This is a genomic window from Bradyrhizobium sp. USDA 336, assembly GCF_044908355.1.
Classification (GTDB): Bacteria; Pseudomonadota; Alphaproteobacteria; order Rhizobiales; family Xanthobacteraceae; genus Bradyrhizobium; species Bradyrhizobium yuanmingense.
The window spans coordinates 1,512,007-1,526,026 of the sequence record NZ_JBIYDC010000002.1 but is presented as its reverse complement, the minus strand read 5'-3'; the positions used below and the strand labels follow the sequence as shown (position 1 = coordinate 1,526,026).

The 14,020-nt window shown below is 64.4% G+C and carries 15 protein-coding genes; 6 read left to right on the top strand and 9 right to left on the bottom strand.

What is annotated here, in order from left to right:
- Positions 1 to 123 precede the first annotated feature (123 nt).
- The 3 genes from ABIA45_RS08100 (at position 124) to ABIA45_RS08090 (ending at position 4,786) form a co-directional block, all read left to right on the top strand.
- A complete protein-coding gene (locus ABIA45_RS08100; RefSeq protein WP_404655625.1) occupies positions 124 to 879 on the top strand; it encodes an outer membrane protein in 756 nt (251 codons plus the stop codon).
- 273 nt (positions 880 to 1,152) lie between these two features.
- A complete protein-coding gene (uvrA, locus tag ABIA45_RS08095; protein ID WP_275509954.1) occupies positions 1,153 to 4,134 on the top strand; it encodes an excinuclease ABC subunit UvrA in 2,982 nt (993 codons plus the stop codon).
- Between the two features lie 82 nt (positions 4,135 to 4,216).
- Complete coding sequence (locus ABIA45_RS08090; RefSeq protein ID WP_275499632.1) at positions 4,217 to 4,786, top strand: DinB family protein; 570 nt, start codon at positions 4,217 to 4,219, stop codon at positions 4,784 to 4,786.
- 1 nt (position 4,787) lies between these two features.
- On the opposite strand, the gene ABIA45_RS08085 is transcribed toward ABIA45_RS08090, so the two are convergent.
- Positions 4,788 to 5,324 (bottom strand): RNA 2'-phosphotransferase, encoded by a 537-nt coding sequence (locus tag ABIA45_RS08085; protein ID WP_404651645.1) that lies wholly within the window; start codon positions 5,322 to 5,324, stop codon positions 4,788 to 4,790.
- Positions 5,325 to 5,396: 72 nt separating this feature from the next.
- On the opposite strand from ABIA45_RS08085, the gene ABIA45_RS08080 reads away from it, so the two are divergent.
- Entirely contained in the window at positions 5,397 to 5,543 is a 147-nt protein-coding gene (locus ABIA45_RS08080; protein WP_404651643.1) for a hypothetical protein, read from the top strand.
- A 179-nt stretch (positions 5,544 to 5,722) separates the two neighbouring features.
- Here the strand turns inward: ABIA45_RS08080 and ABIA45_RS08075 are convergent, their stop codons facing one another.
- Together ABIA45_RS08075 and ABIA45_RS08070 are read right to left on the bottom strand one after the other, a co-directional pair.
- Entirely contained in the window at positions 5,723 to 5,980 is a 258-nt protein-coding gene (locus tag ABIA45_RS08075) for a DUF5615 family PIN-like protein (RefSeq protein ID WP_404651641.1), read from the bottom strand.
- A 78-nt stretch (positions 5,981 to 6,058) separates the two neighbouring features.
- A complete protein-coding gene (locus tag ABIA45_RS08070) occupies positions 6,059 to 6,286 on the bottom strand; it encodes a DUF433 domain-containing protein (RefSeq protein ID WP_100230657.1) in 228 nt (75 codons plus the stop codon).
- A 98-nt stretch (positions 6,287 to 6,384) separates the two neighbouring features.
- Here ABIA45_RS08070 and ABIA45_RS08065 point away from each other — a divergent pair, with 98 nt between their 5' ends.
- Complete coding sequence (locus ABIA45_RS08065) at positions 6,385 to 7,026, top strand: HAD-IA family hydrolase (protein WP_404651638.1); 642 nt, start codon at positions 6,385 to 6,387, stop codon at positions 7,024 to 7,026.
- Positions 7,027 to 7,141: 115 nt separating this feature from the next.
- On the opposite strand, the gene ABIA45_RS08060 is transcribed toward ABIA45_RS08065, so the two are convergent.
- The 6 genes from ABIA45_RS08060 to ABIA45_RS08035 form a co-directional block, all read right to left on the bottom strand.
- Positions 7,142 to 8,095, bottom strand: coding sequence for a cytochrome D1 domain-containing protein (locus ABIA45_RS08060; RefSeq protein WP_404651636.1), 954 nt, complete (start codon positions 8,093 to 8,095; stop codon positions 7,142 to 7,144).
- A 2-nt stretch (positions 8,096 to 8,097) separates the two neighbouring features.
- Positions 8,098 to 8,661 carry an SRPBCC family protein gene (locus tag ABIA45_RS08055; RefSeq protein ID WP_157286070.1) on the bottom strand — a complete coding sequence of 188 codons (564 nt, stop codon included), beginning with the start codon at positions 8,659 to 8,661 and terminating at the stop codon, positions 8,098 to 8,100.
- A 945-nt stretch (positions 8,662 to 9,606) separates the two neighbouring features.
- The gene (locus tag ABIA45_RS08050; RefSeq protein ID WP_275499638.1) at positions 9,607 to 10,374 is read right to left on the bottom strand and encodes an AAA family ATPase; all 768 of its coding nucleotides are present in this window, start codon (positions 10,372 to 10,374) and stop codon (positions 9,607 to 9,609) included.
- A 96-nt stretch (positions 10,375 to 10,470) separates the two neighbouring features.
- A complete protein-coding gene (locus ABIA45_RS08045; protein ID WP_271537887.1) occupies positions 10,471 to 11,331 on the bottom strand; it encodes a PCC domain-containing protein in 861 nt (286 codons plus the stop codon).
- Between the two features lie 9 nt (positions 11,332 to 11,340).
- Entirely contained in the window at positions 11,341 to 12,948 is a 1,608-nt protein-coding gene (locus ABIA45_RS08040; RefSeq protein ID WP_271537885.1) for an acyl-CoA synthetase, read from the bottom strand.
- Between the two features lie 105 nt (positions 12,949 to 13,053).
- Positions 13,054 to 13,548, bottom strand: coding sequence for a hypothetical protein (locus ABIA45_RS08035; protein ID WP_271537884.1), 495 nt, complete (start codon positions 13,546 to 13,548; stop codon positions 13,054 to 13,056).
- Here ABIA45_RS08035 and ABIA45_RS08030 point away from each other — a divergent pair.
- Positions 13,547 to 14,002, top strand: coding sequence for a hypothetical protein (locus tag ABIA45_RS08030; RefSeq protein WP_404651632.1), 456 nt, complete (start codon positions 13,547 to 13,549; stop codon positions 14,000 to 14,002). The genes ABIA45_RS08035 and ABIA45_RS08030 overlap by 2 nt on opposite strands.
- The last annotated feature ends 18 nt before the right edge of the window (positions 14,003 to 14,020 follow it).

Below are 14,020 nucleotides of genomic sequence, written 5' to 3'. Positions count from 1 at the left end.
CCGCTGGGTGACACAACCTTTGGCTTAAATGGTGTAAAAGCAATGACGTTGCTTGAGTCATAAGGTCCGCTGCTCTTCCGCTCTCCGGAAGACCGGAATGAGAAATGGAAGTGGGGAATGGATATGAAGAAGCTTTTGATGGCTTCGGCCAGCTTGTTCGCACTCAGCGCGTTGTCACCGGCCTCGGCGGCCGATTTGGCGGCCCGCCCCTACACCAAGGCTCCGGTGGCGCCGATCGCGGTGTACAACTGGAGCGGTTTCTACCTCGGCGCCAACGCCGGCGGTGGCTGGAGCCGCAACTGTTGGGATCTCACCAGTGTCGGCCCCGTCGTGGTCGCTCCGGCGGTGGCCGAAGGTTGTCACAATGCGACCGGCGCACTCGTCGGCGGCCAGATCGGTTATCGCTGGCAGTCCGCCAACTGGGTGTTCGGTCTCGAAGCCCAGGGCGACTGGGCTGACCTGAAGGGTTCGAACATCAGCTCGCCTGCCGCGCTCGCGCCGCTGGTGAACGAGACCAGGATCGACGCCATCGGCCTCTTCACTGGCCAGGTCGGTTATGCCTGGAACAACGTGCTTTGGTACGTGAAGGGCGGCGCTGCCGTCACTCACAACAAGTACACTGGCAGTTTTGGCGGCGTTACGCTCGACACCGCGAACGAAACGCGCTGGGGCGGTACGGTCGGCACCGGCATAGAATTCGGCTTCGCCCCGAACTGGTCGGTCGCTGTCGAATACAACCACCTGTTCATGGGCAGGCACAACGAGACCTTCACCTTCCTCGGCGTGACCACTCGCACCGACAGCATCAAGCAGGACGTGGACATGGCTACCGTTCGCCTCAACTACACCTTCGGTGGCCCGGTCGTCGCGAAGTACTGATCAAGACCGACGTCACATCGTCACGAAAGGCCGGCCTCGCGCCGGCCTTTCTTTTTGCCGGGTTGCTCCGGGAGCGGTTCCGCGCGTTCCTGCTGCCAGATCCCGCCAGCACGCCAACAATCCGTTGACGATTCGCAAGTCCCACTGGAAATCCGCCGCCGTTCTTCCTACGTTCGCTGCCATACCCATCGGCGCCGATCCCGGTTCCGGGCGCAGCGCGCCTTTTTTGTTGGCGCGATCGCGCACCTTTGGGCTTCCTTGAGGGCAACTCGGATGGATGAAGTGATCAAGGCGAAGCGCCAACAACAGAACGCGGGCTCGAGCCTGCGCGCAATTACGATCCGCGGCGCGCGCGAGCACAACCTCAAGAATATCGACGTCGAGATTCCCCGCGACAAGCTGGTGGTGTTCACCGGGCTATCCGGCTCCGGCAAATCCTCGCTCGCCTTCGACACGATCTATGCCGAGGGCCAGCGCCGCTACGTCGAATCGCTGTCGGCCTATGCTCGCCAATTCCTGGAGATGATGCAGAAGCCCGACGTCGACCAGATCGACGGCCTGTCGCCGGCGATCTCGATCGAGCAGAAGACGACGTCGAAGAACCCGCGCTCCACCGTCGGCACCGTCACCGAGATCTACGACTACATGCGCCTGCTCTGGGCCCGCGTCGGCGTGCCCTATTCGCCGGCCACGGGCCTGCCGATCGAGAGCCAGACCGTCTCGCAGATGGTCGACCGCGTGCTGGCGCTGCCCGAGGGCACCCGCCTCTATCTGCTCGCCCCCGTCGTGCGCGGCCGCAAGGGCGAGTACAGGAAGGAGCTCGCCGAATGGCTCAAGAAGGGCTTTCAGCGCGTCAAGATCGACGGCACCTTCCACGAACTAGCGGAAGCCCCCAGCCTCGACAAGAAATTCCCGCACGACATCGACGTGGTGGTCGATCGCATCGTGGTGCGCGCCGATATCGGCCAGCGCCTCGCCGAGAGCTTTGAGACCGCGCTGAAGCTCGCCGAAGGCCTTGCCGTCGTCGAGTTCGCCGATGCGCCCGCGGCTTCTGCGCCTGCGGAGGAAAAGAAGAAGACCGCGAAAATCCACGACAAGAGCGGGCCCGAGCGCATCCTGTTCTCGGAAAAGTTCGCCTGTCCGGTCTCCGGCTTCACCATCCCCGAGATCGAGCCGCGCCTGTTCTCCTTCAACAATCCCTATGGCGCCTGCCCCGCCTGCGGCGGCCTTGGCGTCGAGCAGCATGTCGACGAGGACCTCGTCATCCCCGAGAAGGATCTGACGCTGCGCAAGGGCGCGATCGCGCCCTGGGCCAAGTCGTCGTCGCCCTATTACGTGCAGACGCTGACCGCGCTCGGCAAGCACTACAAGTTCACGCTCGACACCAAGTGGAAGGATCTGCCGAAGAAGACGCAAAACGCGCTCCTCTACGGCTCGGGCGAGGACGAGATCAAGTTCTCCTACGAGGACGGGGTGCGCTCCTACGACACCAAGAAGCCGTTCGAGGGCGTCATCACCAACATCAACCGCCGCTACCGCGAGACCGAGAGCGAGTGGGCCCGCGAGGAGCTGGCGAAATATTTCCACGACGTCCCCTGCGAGGGCTGCAAGGGCTTTCGGCTCAAGCCCGAGGCGCTCTGCGTCAAGGTCGGCGGCAAGCATATCGGCGAAATCTCGGAGCTGTCCGTGAAGGGCGCCGGCGCGTGGTTCGAGACCGTGCCAGAGGCGCTGAACGCGCAGCAGAACGAGATCGCGGGCCGCATCCTGAAGGAGATCCGCGAGCGCCTCACCTTCCTGCTCGACGTCGGCCTCAACTATCTCACGCTGTCCCGCTCCTCCGGCACGCTGTCCGGCGGCGAGAGCCAGCGCATCCGCCTCGCCTCGCAGATCGGCTCGGGGCTCACGGGCGTGCTCTACGTGCTGGACGAGCCTTCGATCGGCCTGCACCAGCGCGACAACGCCCGCCTGCTCGATACGCTGAAGCGGCTGCGCGACCTCGGCAACACCGTGGTCGTGGTCGAGCATGACGAGGACGCCATCCGCCTTGCGGACTACGTGCTCGACATCGGTCCCGGCGCCGGCATGCATGGCGGCAACATCGTCGCCGAAGGCACGCCCGCCGAGATCATGCGCAACCCGAAATCGCTGACCGGCAAGTACCTCACCGGCGAGCTCGAGGTCGAGGTGCCGGAGCGGCGTCCGCCGAACCATCGCCGTACCATCAAGGTGGTGAACGCGCGAGGCAATAACCTCAAGAACGTCACGGCGGAGATTCCGCTCGGCCTGTTCACCTGCGTCACCGGCGTCTCCGGCGGCGGCAAGTCGACGCTGCTGATCGACACCCTCTACCGCGCCATCGCCCGCAAGCTGAACAATGCCAGCGAGGGCGCCGCCCCGCACGACCGCATCGAGGGCCTCGAGCACATCGACAAGATCATCGACATCGACCAGTCGCCGATCGGCCGCACCCCGCGCTCGAATCCGGCGACCTATACCGGCGCCTTCACGCCGATCCGCGAATGGTTCGCCGGCCTGCCTGAAGCGAAGGCGCGCGGCTACGAGCCCGGCCGCTTCTCCTTCAACGTCAAGGGCGGCCGCTGCGAGGCCTGCCAGGGCGACGGCGTCATCAAGATCGAGATGCACTTTTTGCCCGACGTCTACGTCACCTGCGACGTCTGCAAGGGCAAGCGCTACAACCGCGAGACGCTGGAGGTGCTGTTCAAGGGCAAGAGCATCGCCGACGTGCTCGACATGACTGTCGAGGAAGCCGCTGAGTTCTTCAAGGCGGTGCCGCGCGTGCGCGAGACCTTCCAGACCCTGCATCGCGTCGGCCTCGACTACATCCATGTCGGCCAGCAGGCGACGACGCTCTCGGGCGGCGAAGCCCAGCGCGTCAAGCTCGCCAAGGAATTGTCAAAGCGCGCCACCGGCCGCACGCTCTACATCCTGGACGAGCCCACCACCGGCCTGCACTTCCACGACGTCAAGAAGCTCCTGGAGGTGCTGCACGAGCTGGTCGCGCAGGGCAACACGGTCGTCGTCATCGAACACAATCTCGAAGTCATCAAGACCGCCGACTGGGTCATCGACTTGGGGCCCGAAGGCGGCGACGGCGGCGGCGAGATCGTCGCGTGGGGCCCGCCGGAGGACATCGCCAAGGCGCCGCGGAGCTATACGGGGAAGTTCCTGGCTCCCGTGCTGGAGAAGGCGCGGAAGCCGAAGCGGAGGCGAACCGCGAGCGAGGCGGCGGAGTAGATTGCGCTGCATCGAAGCCACAGGGCTGTAGCGCGGATTAGCGGAGCGTAATCCGCCACTATTCGATCGGGAAAGAGCCGACATGTCCGCTGGACTCGTCCAAACCTACCGCGCCTTCGCCCACAACAACGCTTGGGCGAACCATCGCCTGCTCGCCGCCTGCGCTGCGCTATCCCAGTCTGAATTCGAAGCCCACCGCACCGGCTTCTTTCCAAGCCTGCAGCGTACGCTGAACCACATCTACATCATCGACTTCTTCTACATCGATGCGCTTGAAGGGGGCTGGCTCGGACCGGCAGCCTGGAAGAACGAGGTGCCGTACCCCTCGTTAGCCGAGCTCAAAGCTGCCCAAGCCGCAATGGACAACCGCCTGATTGCGATCTGCGATGCGCTGACAACTAAACGGCTCGACGCCTTCGTCCGGATCAACCGCGACACGACCGTGCAGACCGAACGCTGCGACCGACTGCTCATGCATCTCTTCCAACATCAAATTCATCATCGCGGACAGGCGCATGCCATGCTGTGCGAAACGGATGTCGCGCCCCCGCAGCTCGACGAATTCTTCGCGGAAGGCGAAGCGCCGCTGCGAGCCGCCGAATTCGCCGAACTAGGCTGGACCGAGGAGACTGTTTGGAAATCCAGGACGTAAGCTAGGCCAAGAACTCCGGCGGCACATGGTCGGTCAGCCACACACCGTTCTCTGCGCGAAAAAAATTGAATCCCTTGGCATGCATGCTGCCGGCATCGACCTTGAAGATGTGCGGCTTGCCGTGGCGCTGACCGACACGCTGCGCCGTTGCCTCGTCGGAGGACAGGTGCACCTGCTGGCGCGCCTGCGGCTTCAGGCCCTCGGACAGGATCGCCTCGACAAACCGTGTCGCCGTGCCATGATACAGGATCGACGGCGGCTCCTGCGGCGCCAAGCCAAGTTCAACCGAGAAGGAATGTCCTTGCGCGGCGCGAATGCGATCAGTTTCAGGGGATAGCGAGAAACGCTTCTTGTCGCTCTCTGCGACGACACGCAGCAGATCGTCGCGGCCAAACTTTGTGCCGGCGGCATTTCCCTTGGCGATCAGGTCGTCGATGCTGGCCCACCCGTGCGAATCCAGCACCAACCCGATCGTTTCCGGCTGGTGGCGCAGGATGAGGCTCAGAAACTTGCTGAGCTGGGTGTCATTGATCGGCATGGTTACCCTTCCAGTCCCGCATCACTACACTCAAGTGGTTGGCAAGGCCAGATGATCGATCTGGAGGGAGCAATGGCCAGTCGAACCCATACGCTATTTCGGAACGCGATCCTTGCCGAGCAACAGGTGACTTGCGTCTACGAGGGCCGCCGTCGCGAGCTCTGTCCGCATATCATCGGCACCAACAAGTCCGGCGAGGAAGCCGTGCTGGCCTGGTAGTTTGCAGGCGAAAGCAGCGGACGGCTGCCGCAATGGCGGTGCCTAAAGCTGGCCAATGTCAGTGGTGCCCGGGCGCGGGATGGCCGCTGGCATGAAGGCGGCTCGCATCGAACAACCCAGACTTGCGTCAGCAACATCGATCTCGACATCAACGTTGACGTCCGCGGGCTGCGGTCTCGCTAGCTTCCGACGAATTCAATCACCGCCTCGCCCCGTGCGACGGCTTCGGCAATTTGAGGCATGGCGGCTAGAAACTGGCGGATCAGCGCGCGATTATCGATGTTGCCCACGCGCACCCATAGCACGATCGGTCCCTGACCCTTTGCAACGCGAAGAAGCGAAAAGTCGCGATCCTTGGTGACGAGAACAGCCGATCGAGAAATGGCTTCGTTCCAGATCACCCCGTCGATCGCATTTGCCATCCCGAACTCGGCCACATGACCGCGTCGTATCCGGCGCGACGCATGGCTTCCGCGAGTGCCGAAGGAAGCTGAGCATCGATCAAGTATGGCAAGCTATTTGGCCGCTATGATCGGGTGGTCGACCTGACGGGCGGCGTAGGCGAGCACCGCGTCGATGTCGGCCTCTTCCAAATATGGATAATCCTCGAGAATACTCTCGCGCGACTGTCCCGCGGACAGCAATCCCAGAATGTCGGCGACCGTAATGCGCAGATCGCGAATACAGGGGCGTCCATGCATACGCTGCGGATCGACCGTAATCCTTGCCAGTAGCTCCGACATCTGTCACCTCTGGATCTCAATATAGCATTTCCAATCACATCTGTCAGCGCGTCGCCGGCTGGACACGACGTGCCAGCCCCCGGTGCTTCCGTCTCCTCATGCCCTACGCCCTCGCCATCTTCGATCTCGACGGCACGCTCGCCGACAGCTTTCCCTGGTTCCTGCGCACCATCAACGATGTCGCTGATCGCTTCAATTTTCGTCGCGTCGCGGATGGGGAGATTGAAGAGCTGAGGCACGCATCGAGCCGCGAGATCCTCGCCCGGCTCGAGGTGCCCTTGTGGAAGCTGCCGGCGATCGCGCGGCATGCGCGGCGGCTGAAGGCGGAGGCTGCAGCTGAGATTCCGCTGTTTGCCGGCGTCGAGGCGATGCTGCGGACGCTGGCCGAGAACGGCGTGCAGCTGGCGCTGGTGACGTCCGACAGCGAGGCCAATGCGCGCGAGAAGCTTGGCGAGGCTGCAGCGTTGTTCGAGCAGTTCGACTGCTCTGCCTCGCTGTTCGGCAAGGCCGCGAAATACCGCCGGGTCATCCGGCGCGCGGGCGTTGAGCTCGACAAGGTCATTTCGATCGGCGACGAGGTCCGCGACATCGAGGCAGCACGGGCCGTTGGAATTGCCTGCGGGGCGGTGTGCTGGGGCTATGCGGCGCCGGCGGCGTTGCGGGCGTTCGGGCCGGATCATGTGTTCGAGAGGATGGATGAGATTGCATCGACGCTAGCTCGGACTCGTAGGGTGGGTTAGCCGCGCATTCGCGGCGTAACCCACCACTTCTGTCTCCCCTGAAACCAAAGAGGTGGGTTACGCCTTCCGACTGCGCTCCGCGCAGCCGCAAGGCTAACCCACCCTACACACCCCCCTACTCCGTCCTGCGCAAGAATGCGCCGAACGCACGTGGGCCGTCGCCGGTCTTGATCTCGCCGATCACCTTGAGCTCGGCCGCGTCGATGATGCTTAGCGTGTTGCTCTCCCAGCAGGCGACGATGACGCGCTTGCCGTCGGCAGTTGCCGCAATGCCTTCGGGATAGTCGCCGACATGGATGCGCTTGACCGGCTTGAGGCTCGCCAGGTCGAACACGCTGACGGTGCCGCCATATTGGTCGCTGACGAAGCCCCGGCCTTGCGTCAGCGCCACCGCATAGGGGCGCATCCCCGCCGGCACGCGGCCGATCTCGCGGGCCTTCGCGATATCGATCACGGAGACGTCGTCGGAGCCGACATTGGCGGTGTAGGCGCGCTTGCCCTCGACATCGATGGTGACGCCGAATGGACGGGTGCCGACCTTGATCAGGGCCTTGCGTTGGCGCGTCGCCGTGTCCACCACCGAGACGCTGTCGTCGTCGCGGTCCGCCGAGAGCAGTAGCTTGCCGTCGGGCGTCACCGCAAGACCCGACGGCGAGGCGCCGACCGCGATGCTGGCGACAACGCTGCGCGAGGCCGTATCGATCACCCGCACCGCGGCCGCGTACCAATCGGCGACATAGACTGTCTTGCCATCGGGCGCCACGGCAATGCCGAGCGGCCCGCCACCGACCTCGACGCGGCCGGCGACCTGCCGCGTGGCAGCGTCGACCACCGTCACCGCCTTGGCATCCGGGCTCGTGACATAGGCAAAGCGCCCGTCGGCGCTGACGGCGACGCCCGCCGGCTTGCCGCCGATCGGGATGGTCGCAACGCCGCGCGATGCCGCGAGGTCCACGACCATCAGATCGTCGCTGAGCTGGTTGGTGACGAACGCCTCGTCGGCAGCTGCGCTGCCGAGGCTCGCATGACAAAGGCTGGCGGCGAGCGCCGCCAGAACCCGCGCCCGCACGATCAGCTACCGCTCTCGATCTTCTTCTTGAGCGCCTCGAGCCCGGACTTGTAGAGCCCGCTCACCGCCTTGATCGCGGCCTCGTCGCTCAGCTCCGGCGGCGGGTCGTTGTTGGGATAGCCGCGATAGAATGCGCCGGCCCATTCCAGCTTGGCCTTGCCGTCGGGCGCGGGCGAGACCGTCAGGGTCGAGGAATAATTGGTCACAGGCAGCACCTTCACGTCGACCTTGGTGATCCGGTACGAATAGCTCTGCATGTCGGGCTCGTATTTGTAGAGCTCCTCCTCGACCGTTCCGCCGCCCGTCAGGGTCAGCTTGCGTGTGGCGCCGATCTCGTTGCCCTTCTCGCCTTCGGTCTTGGTGACCGGCTGAAGCCAGCTCATGTCCTGAAAATTGCCGATCACCGCCCACACCTTGGCCGGAGCCGCGTTGATCTCGATGGATTCCCGCACCTTCTGCCGCGTCGGTCCATGGGCCCGGACCGGCTCGAAGGCCGTCATCAGAGCCATCCCCGCCACCGCCAGCGCCGCCACCCCGGCGATCGCCGGTCCGCTTCTCATCCTCATCTCGTTTCCTCGTTTCTCAATCTGCGCGACTTGGGACGCGCGCTGAGGTCATGCTAGCGCATTTTTGGGCCATGGGGAGACCCGTTCGTGGCACGGCGGTGGCAAAGCCAATGCACACCATTGATTGGGTTGGCGGACGAGCAAAACACCAGACCGGGGTCAACCATGCCAAGCCGAAATAATTCGCTTTACTCGAATTCGGAATTATCGCATGTTGCGACCACCCCAACCCGGGCCGAGGGGCGCATCGCGATCGTCACGAACGCGGGATGGGAGGTGGTGGACGCAGGCAGCGTCGCGCGCAAGCGGTTTGCAGGGCGGATCACTCCGTGAGCAGGCGAGGCGCGCACACGACGGGCGCAGTCTGCGTACGGCAAAATCGTGTGGTCCTGGCGCCCCGGGGTCTGTGCGCCAAGGCTTGCGGTGACGTTGCGGGCCGACCGGGCCCCGCACCGTCAGTCATCCGCAAGGCGACGGGGGGCAATAGTGCATCGCTCCCCGGGGAGAGCACGACATAAGCCGTCAACCCACTGCGCAGGGAAGGCCGGATGTTTGGCTTCACCTGTATGCCGCTGTGCAGCTTTTTCAAGCACACGCTTCGCACAGTGGACCGCGGGTGCCAGCCGGCACCCGGCCTTCCCTGCGCCCTCGGCATTTTCGAGGGTGGTGAATGCAGCAAAGCTCGGGCGGACTCTGCCGCGAGGATGCGAGCCTATGCCAGCCAATCGACGACGGTCTCGTGCCCCGGACGCTGCGCAGCACGAAGTGATGCGCTGCAGAGCCGGGCCCACGTATCCGCGGTATTGGGAGTTGCTGGGTCCCGGCTCTGCGCCGCAACGCTCACGCGTTGCAGCTTGTCCGGGACACGAAGGTTGGCCGCTGGATTGCTTCGTCGCAAGAGCTCCTCGCAATGACGGCGGAGAGAACGACCGTCGACTACGACATTCACTCCCCCAGCGTCGCCTCCACGAACCCGCGCGGATCGGCACAAAACTCGCGCATCAGCCGGTAATGGTCGGTCTGCTCCACCGTGACAAGCTCCAGGCCGTATTTGCCGAGCCGCAGCAGCCGCGCGTTGGGATAGGCCATGAGCATCGGCGAATGCGTTGCCATGATGACCTGGCAGATGCGGGACTCTTCCATGCGCCGCAGCAGCTTGAGGAATTCGATCTGGCGCGCTGGCGACAACGCCGATTCCGGCTCGTCGAAGATGAAGATGCCCTGGCGCTGGCAACGCTCCTCGAAGAAACGCAGGAAGCCTTCGCCATGGGAGTGCGACAGGAAATCGGGGCCGACCTGGCCGGCGTCGCGCGCAGCCTTGTCCAGATATCGCGCGACCGAGAAAAAGCTCTCCGCACGAAAGAACCAACCGTTCGTAATCTTCGGCAGCCAGCTTGCGCGCAGCGCCTTGGAGAGTTGGCCGCCCATCTCCTCGCGCGCTTCGGAATGATCGACCGGCCTGTAGCCCTTGCCGCCGCCGGCATCGTCATAGCCGGCGAGCGCTGCGATGCCTTCGAGGATGGTCGACTTCCCGGTGCCGTTTTCTCCGACGATGATCGTGATGGGGCTGTCGAAGCTAAGCTCGAAATCATCCGGGAAGATGGGCAAGCAAAACGGATAGGCCTCGCGGTCGCGAACCTGCGACGGGTCGAGCCATATCCGCTTCAGATACGGCGCTGGCAGGTTGATCGTTCGATTGCCTTTTCGTGCCATGACGTCCTGCCGCTACTCGCATCCGCAACGGAACATGACAGGAACATCCGGATTGCAAAAGCGCTATCTTGCACCCGCCACGTCACGGCGCACGAGCTAGTCCCCTGCCTCCAGCACCAGCTCCATCGTCATCAGCACCGGATTGTCGCCACGGATCAGACGCCCCTCCGCAACGCCGCCGGTGTAGTCGATCAGGGCGACATCGAGCGCAGCTTCCAGCGCGCCGGAGGCGCCGGGCGCGATTGTCCCTGCCGTGATTGCCAGCTCCGTCGCAAACGGCTCGGTCACGCCGCCATGGCTGAAGCGCGCGCCGATGGTCGAGCCGACGCCGCCATGGATCTTCGCGCGGGCGATGCCGTTCGTGCGGCAGAACGCTTCGAGTGCGCCGGCAAAATCCTGGTTCGGGCGCAGGCGGAGCGCGAAGGCGCGGCTCGTCGTGCGCGCGCCGGTGCTTGCAGCCGCGACCGGTCCGAACAGCTTGAAATTGGTCTCCGCATCCGGCTCGGCCGTGAACATCGCACCGTCCAGACCGAAGGCCTCGACCTCGAACGGCTCGGCGACGACGGTCTCGTCCGGCATCATGTGGCCACCGCTCGTCTTGCCGTCAGCCTCCGTCCACAGTCCGTGGCAATGAAAGAACGGCGCACCGTCGCGCGTGCCGAGCGTCATGCTGCCGAGCCTCAAACGCGTCGCGCCGGCGGGCCGGAACGTATCGCTGTAGAACGCCGCATTCTCACCGGTCTTCGACAGCGCCGGCATGACATAGGCGAACGGCCCCAGCGCGCCGCGGCGGAAGTTCAGCACGCCGCCAGCAAAGCCCTCCGACGCAAAGCCGCGCCGCGCTGCCTCCAGAAGCGGCATGCCGGCCTGAAGCGTGAAGGAAAAGGCGCGCCCCCTCGCCTCCACCCATTGAATGCGTTCGGGAGGCGGCGCCCCCGGCTGCTTGATACTCCGCATCTGCTGTGCTCAGCCGGTCTTCGTCTTGTCGAGGTCGAGCAGCCCGCGCGCCTCGAGCTCGTCGCGCACCATGCGCTTCGGCACCTTGCCGTAGCCCGATTTCGGCAGCGCGTCCCAGAAGAAGAAGCGCTTCGGCATCTTGTAGCGCGGCACTTTCGGCGACAGGAACGCCGCCATCTCCGCTTCGGTCACCGCCTTCGCGCCTTTTCTGACGACACAGACGGCGACGCCGACCTCGCCCCAGGTCGCGTCGGGCACGCCGAGCACGGCGACCTCGCCGATCCCGGGATGGGTCAGGATCTTCTCCTCGATCTCACGCGGATAGATATTGGAGCCGCCGGAGATGTACATGTCCGACGCACGTCCGGTGATGTACACAAAACCCTCCTCGTCCATGTGGCCGAGATCGCCGGTGCGGAACCAGCCGTTGCGGAACGCCTTCGCATTGGCTTCGGGGTTGTCGTAATACCCGGCGAACACGGCAGGCCCGATCACGCAGATCTCGCCGCTCTGGTTGGCCTTGAGCTCGCGGCCCTCATCGTCCTGAATCGACACCTGCATGCCGGTACGCTCGAAGCCGCAGGTGCCGATCCTGGCGTGCGGGCCGTCCTCCGGGTCGTGCAGCGCCGCCGGCAATACGGTGATGTTACCGGTGACCTCACCGAGGCCAAAATACTGCACGATCACCTTGCCGAGCTTCTTCAGCGCCGCCTTCTGGTCCTCGCGATACATCGGCGCGCCCGCATAGATGACGTAGCGCAGCGAGGAATGGTCATACTTGTCGGCGGCGGGATGCTCGACCATCATCTTCAGGATGGTCGGCACGGTGAAGAGATTGCTGACGCGATGCGCCTCGATCAGGCGGAACGCCTCGTTGATGTCGAATTTCTCGGTCGGCAGCAGCACGGTGCGCGCGCCGCGCGCGGTCTGCATCAATTGGTGCACGCCGGCGCCGTGCGACAACGGTGCCACCACCAGCGAGGCATCCTGCTCGGTCGTGCCGGGCGTCAGATCGGCGAGATGATTGGTGACGACGAATCCCATCTGGCCATGGGTGAGCACGGCTGCCTTGGAGCGTCCGGTGGTGCCGGAGGTGAAGAAGAACCAGCAGGGATCGTCATGCTCGACGGCGACATTCTCCACAACGGCGCCCGCATGCGAGGCGATCGCATCGGCCACCGAGCGCTCGCCGAACGCGGCCTTGCCGTCGACGCTCCAGGTGAACTCCAGCGCACCGTCCTTCACCGCCGCGGCGTGCTCGGGGAAATCGACATGGCACAGGAACGCCTTGGCGCCGGAGGCCTGCGCGAGATAGCTGACTTCATCCGGCATCAGACGGAAATTGGTGGGCACCCAGACCGCGCCGAGGCGAAACGCGGCGAACATCGAGACAAACATCTCATCGCCATTCTTGGAATGGACGAGGATGCGATCGCCCTTGGCAATTCCCCGCGCGGCGAGCGCCGCGGCCAGGGCGGAGACCTGCGCATCGATCTCGCGCCAGGTCCAGGACTTGTCTCCCCAGACGAAGCCGGGACGCGCGCCATGCCGCCGCGCATTCTGGGTCAGCATATAGGCGAGATTCATGACGCGGCGGGACATGCGCAGGGGCTGCATTGGGCTTCCTCTTCGACGACGGGCGGCACGCAAGCCGTCCGTTCATTGCAGCCCATTTATCGCCATCGCCAGCGGCCCTGCAAGGCCGGCTGCCGCGGACTTGGCCTACTGCTTGAACGCAAAAGGCGTCGCCGTGATGGCCTTGGTCTTCCAGCAGGCTTGCGGACCAAAGCCGCCGCAGAAACTGCCATGCAGATCGAAGCGGATCGTGCGCGCGGCGCCGCGCTTCACCGGCGGGGCCATGATCTTATAGCGGAGCACGTAGCCGTCGAACACCTCGCGCACGCTGCCGTCCGGCAGCGTCACCAGGATCTTCACGACGCAGCCGCCGGTTCCGCAATAGGTCGTCTCGCGATCGCCGCATTTGGTGTCCTGGAAATCGACGATGTAGTCCTCACGTCCATCGCCGGTCAGGTCGATCCGGCGCACCGTATCATGCGCGAAGGTCACCTCGCCGCCTTGCTGGCTCTCGCATTCCTCATTGGCAAAGCGCACAGCCTTCTGCACGCCGGGCGGATAATCGGCCGGATTGAACGGCTTTGCGTCGTCGGCACGCGCGCCGGTCACGAGCAAGCTGAGCAGAAGGATCAGATATCGCATGGTCGTTGGTCGCAACCACAACCGCTATCGTTCAGAGAATCTTAAACATGATCGACGCAACCTCGCTCAGTTCTCGCGTACAGAGTGCCGCATCATGGTCAAAGCGCCTGCCCTCCTTCTGTTGTCATTGGCGCTCGCCGGATGTGCCGCGACTCCGCAAGCGCATCTGGCATCCGGCCCCGTCGTCAAGCCTGCGCGCTATGCCTGGGATGGCGCCGGCGAGGATCCCAACCGGCCCCGCGCTGCCTCGCAGCCGACACGAACCTACAGCCGCTCCGAGCGCAACAGGTTGCAAGCCGAGGCTCAGCCCCATTCGAGGGAATGGTGGCAGGCGCAGGATGGCATCGAGGCCGAACAGGATGCCAGGGTCAACCGCTCCCTGGTCATCTGCCAGGGCTGCCTCCGCCCGCAGCCACAGGCCGAAGATTCCAGGCTCGCCAAAGCGACCGATTAAACGGAACAGCTTCGGATT

What these genes read in the sequence shown, in the direction of transcription:
- ABIA45_RS08100 (WP_404655625.1), top strand. Translation starts at nt 124, where the DNA reads ATGAAGAAGCTTTTGATGGCTTCGGCCAGCTTGTTCGCACTCAGCGCG.
- uvrA (WP_275509954.1), top strand. Translation starts at nt 1,153, where the DNA reads ATGGATGAAGTGATCAAGGCGAAGCGCCAACAACAGAACGCGGGCTCG.
- ABIA45_RS08090 (WP_275499632.1), top strand. Translation starts at nt 4,217, where the DNA reads ATGTCCGCTGGACTCGTCCAAACCTACCGCGCCTTCGCCCACAACAAC.
- ABIA45_RS08085 (WP_404651645.1), bottom strand. Translation starts at nt 5,324, where the DNA reads ATGCCGATCAATGACACCCAGCTCAGCAAGTTTCTGAGCCTCATCCTG.
- ABIA45_RS08080 (WP_404651643.1), top strand. Translation starts at nt 5,397, where the DNA reads ATGGCCAGTCGAACCCATACGCTATTTCGGAACGCGATCCTTGCCGAG.
- ABIA45_RS08070 (WP_100230657.1), bottom strand. Translation starts at nt 6,286, where the DNA reads ATGTCGGAGCTACTGGCAAGGATTACGGTCGATCCGCAGCGTATGCAT.
- ABIA45_RS08065 (WP_404651638.1), top strand. Translation starts at nt 6,385, where the DNA reads ATGCCCTACGCCCTCGCCATCTTCGATCTCGACGGCACGCTCGCCGAC.
- ABIA45_RS08055 (WP_157286070.1), bottom strand. Translation starts at nt 8,661, where the DNA reads ATGAGGATGAGAAGCGGACCGGCGATCGCCGGGGTGGCGGCGCTGGCG.
- ABIA45_RS08050 (WP_275499638.1), bottom strand. Translation starts at nt 10,374, where the DNA reads ATGGCACGAAAAGGCAATCGAACGATCAACCTGCCAGCGCCGTATCTG.
- ABIA45_RS08045 (WP_271537887.1), bottom strand. Translation starts at nt 11,331, where the DNA reads ATGCGGAGTATCAAGCAGCCGGGGGCGCCGCCTCCCGAACGCATTCAA.
- ABIA45_RS08040 (WP_271537885.1), bottom strand. Translation starts at nt 12,948, where the DNA reads ATGCAGCCCCTGCGCATGTCCCGCCGCGTCATGAATCTCGCCTATATG.
- ABIA45_RS08030 (WP_404651632.1), top strand. Translation starts at nt 13,547, where the DNA reads ATGGTCGTTGGTCGCAACCACAACCGCTATCGTTCAGAGAATCTTAAA.
- ABIA45_RS08035 (WP_271537884.1), bottom strand. Translation starts at nt 13,548, where the DNA reads ATGCGATATCTGATCCTTCTGCTCAGCTTGCTCGTGACCGGCGCGCGT.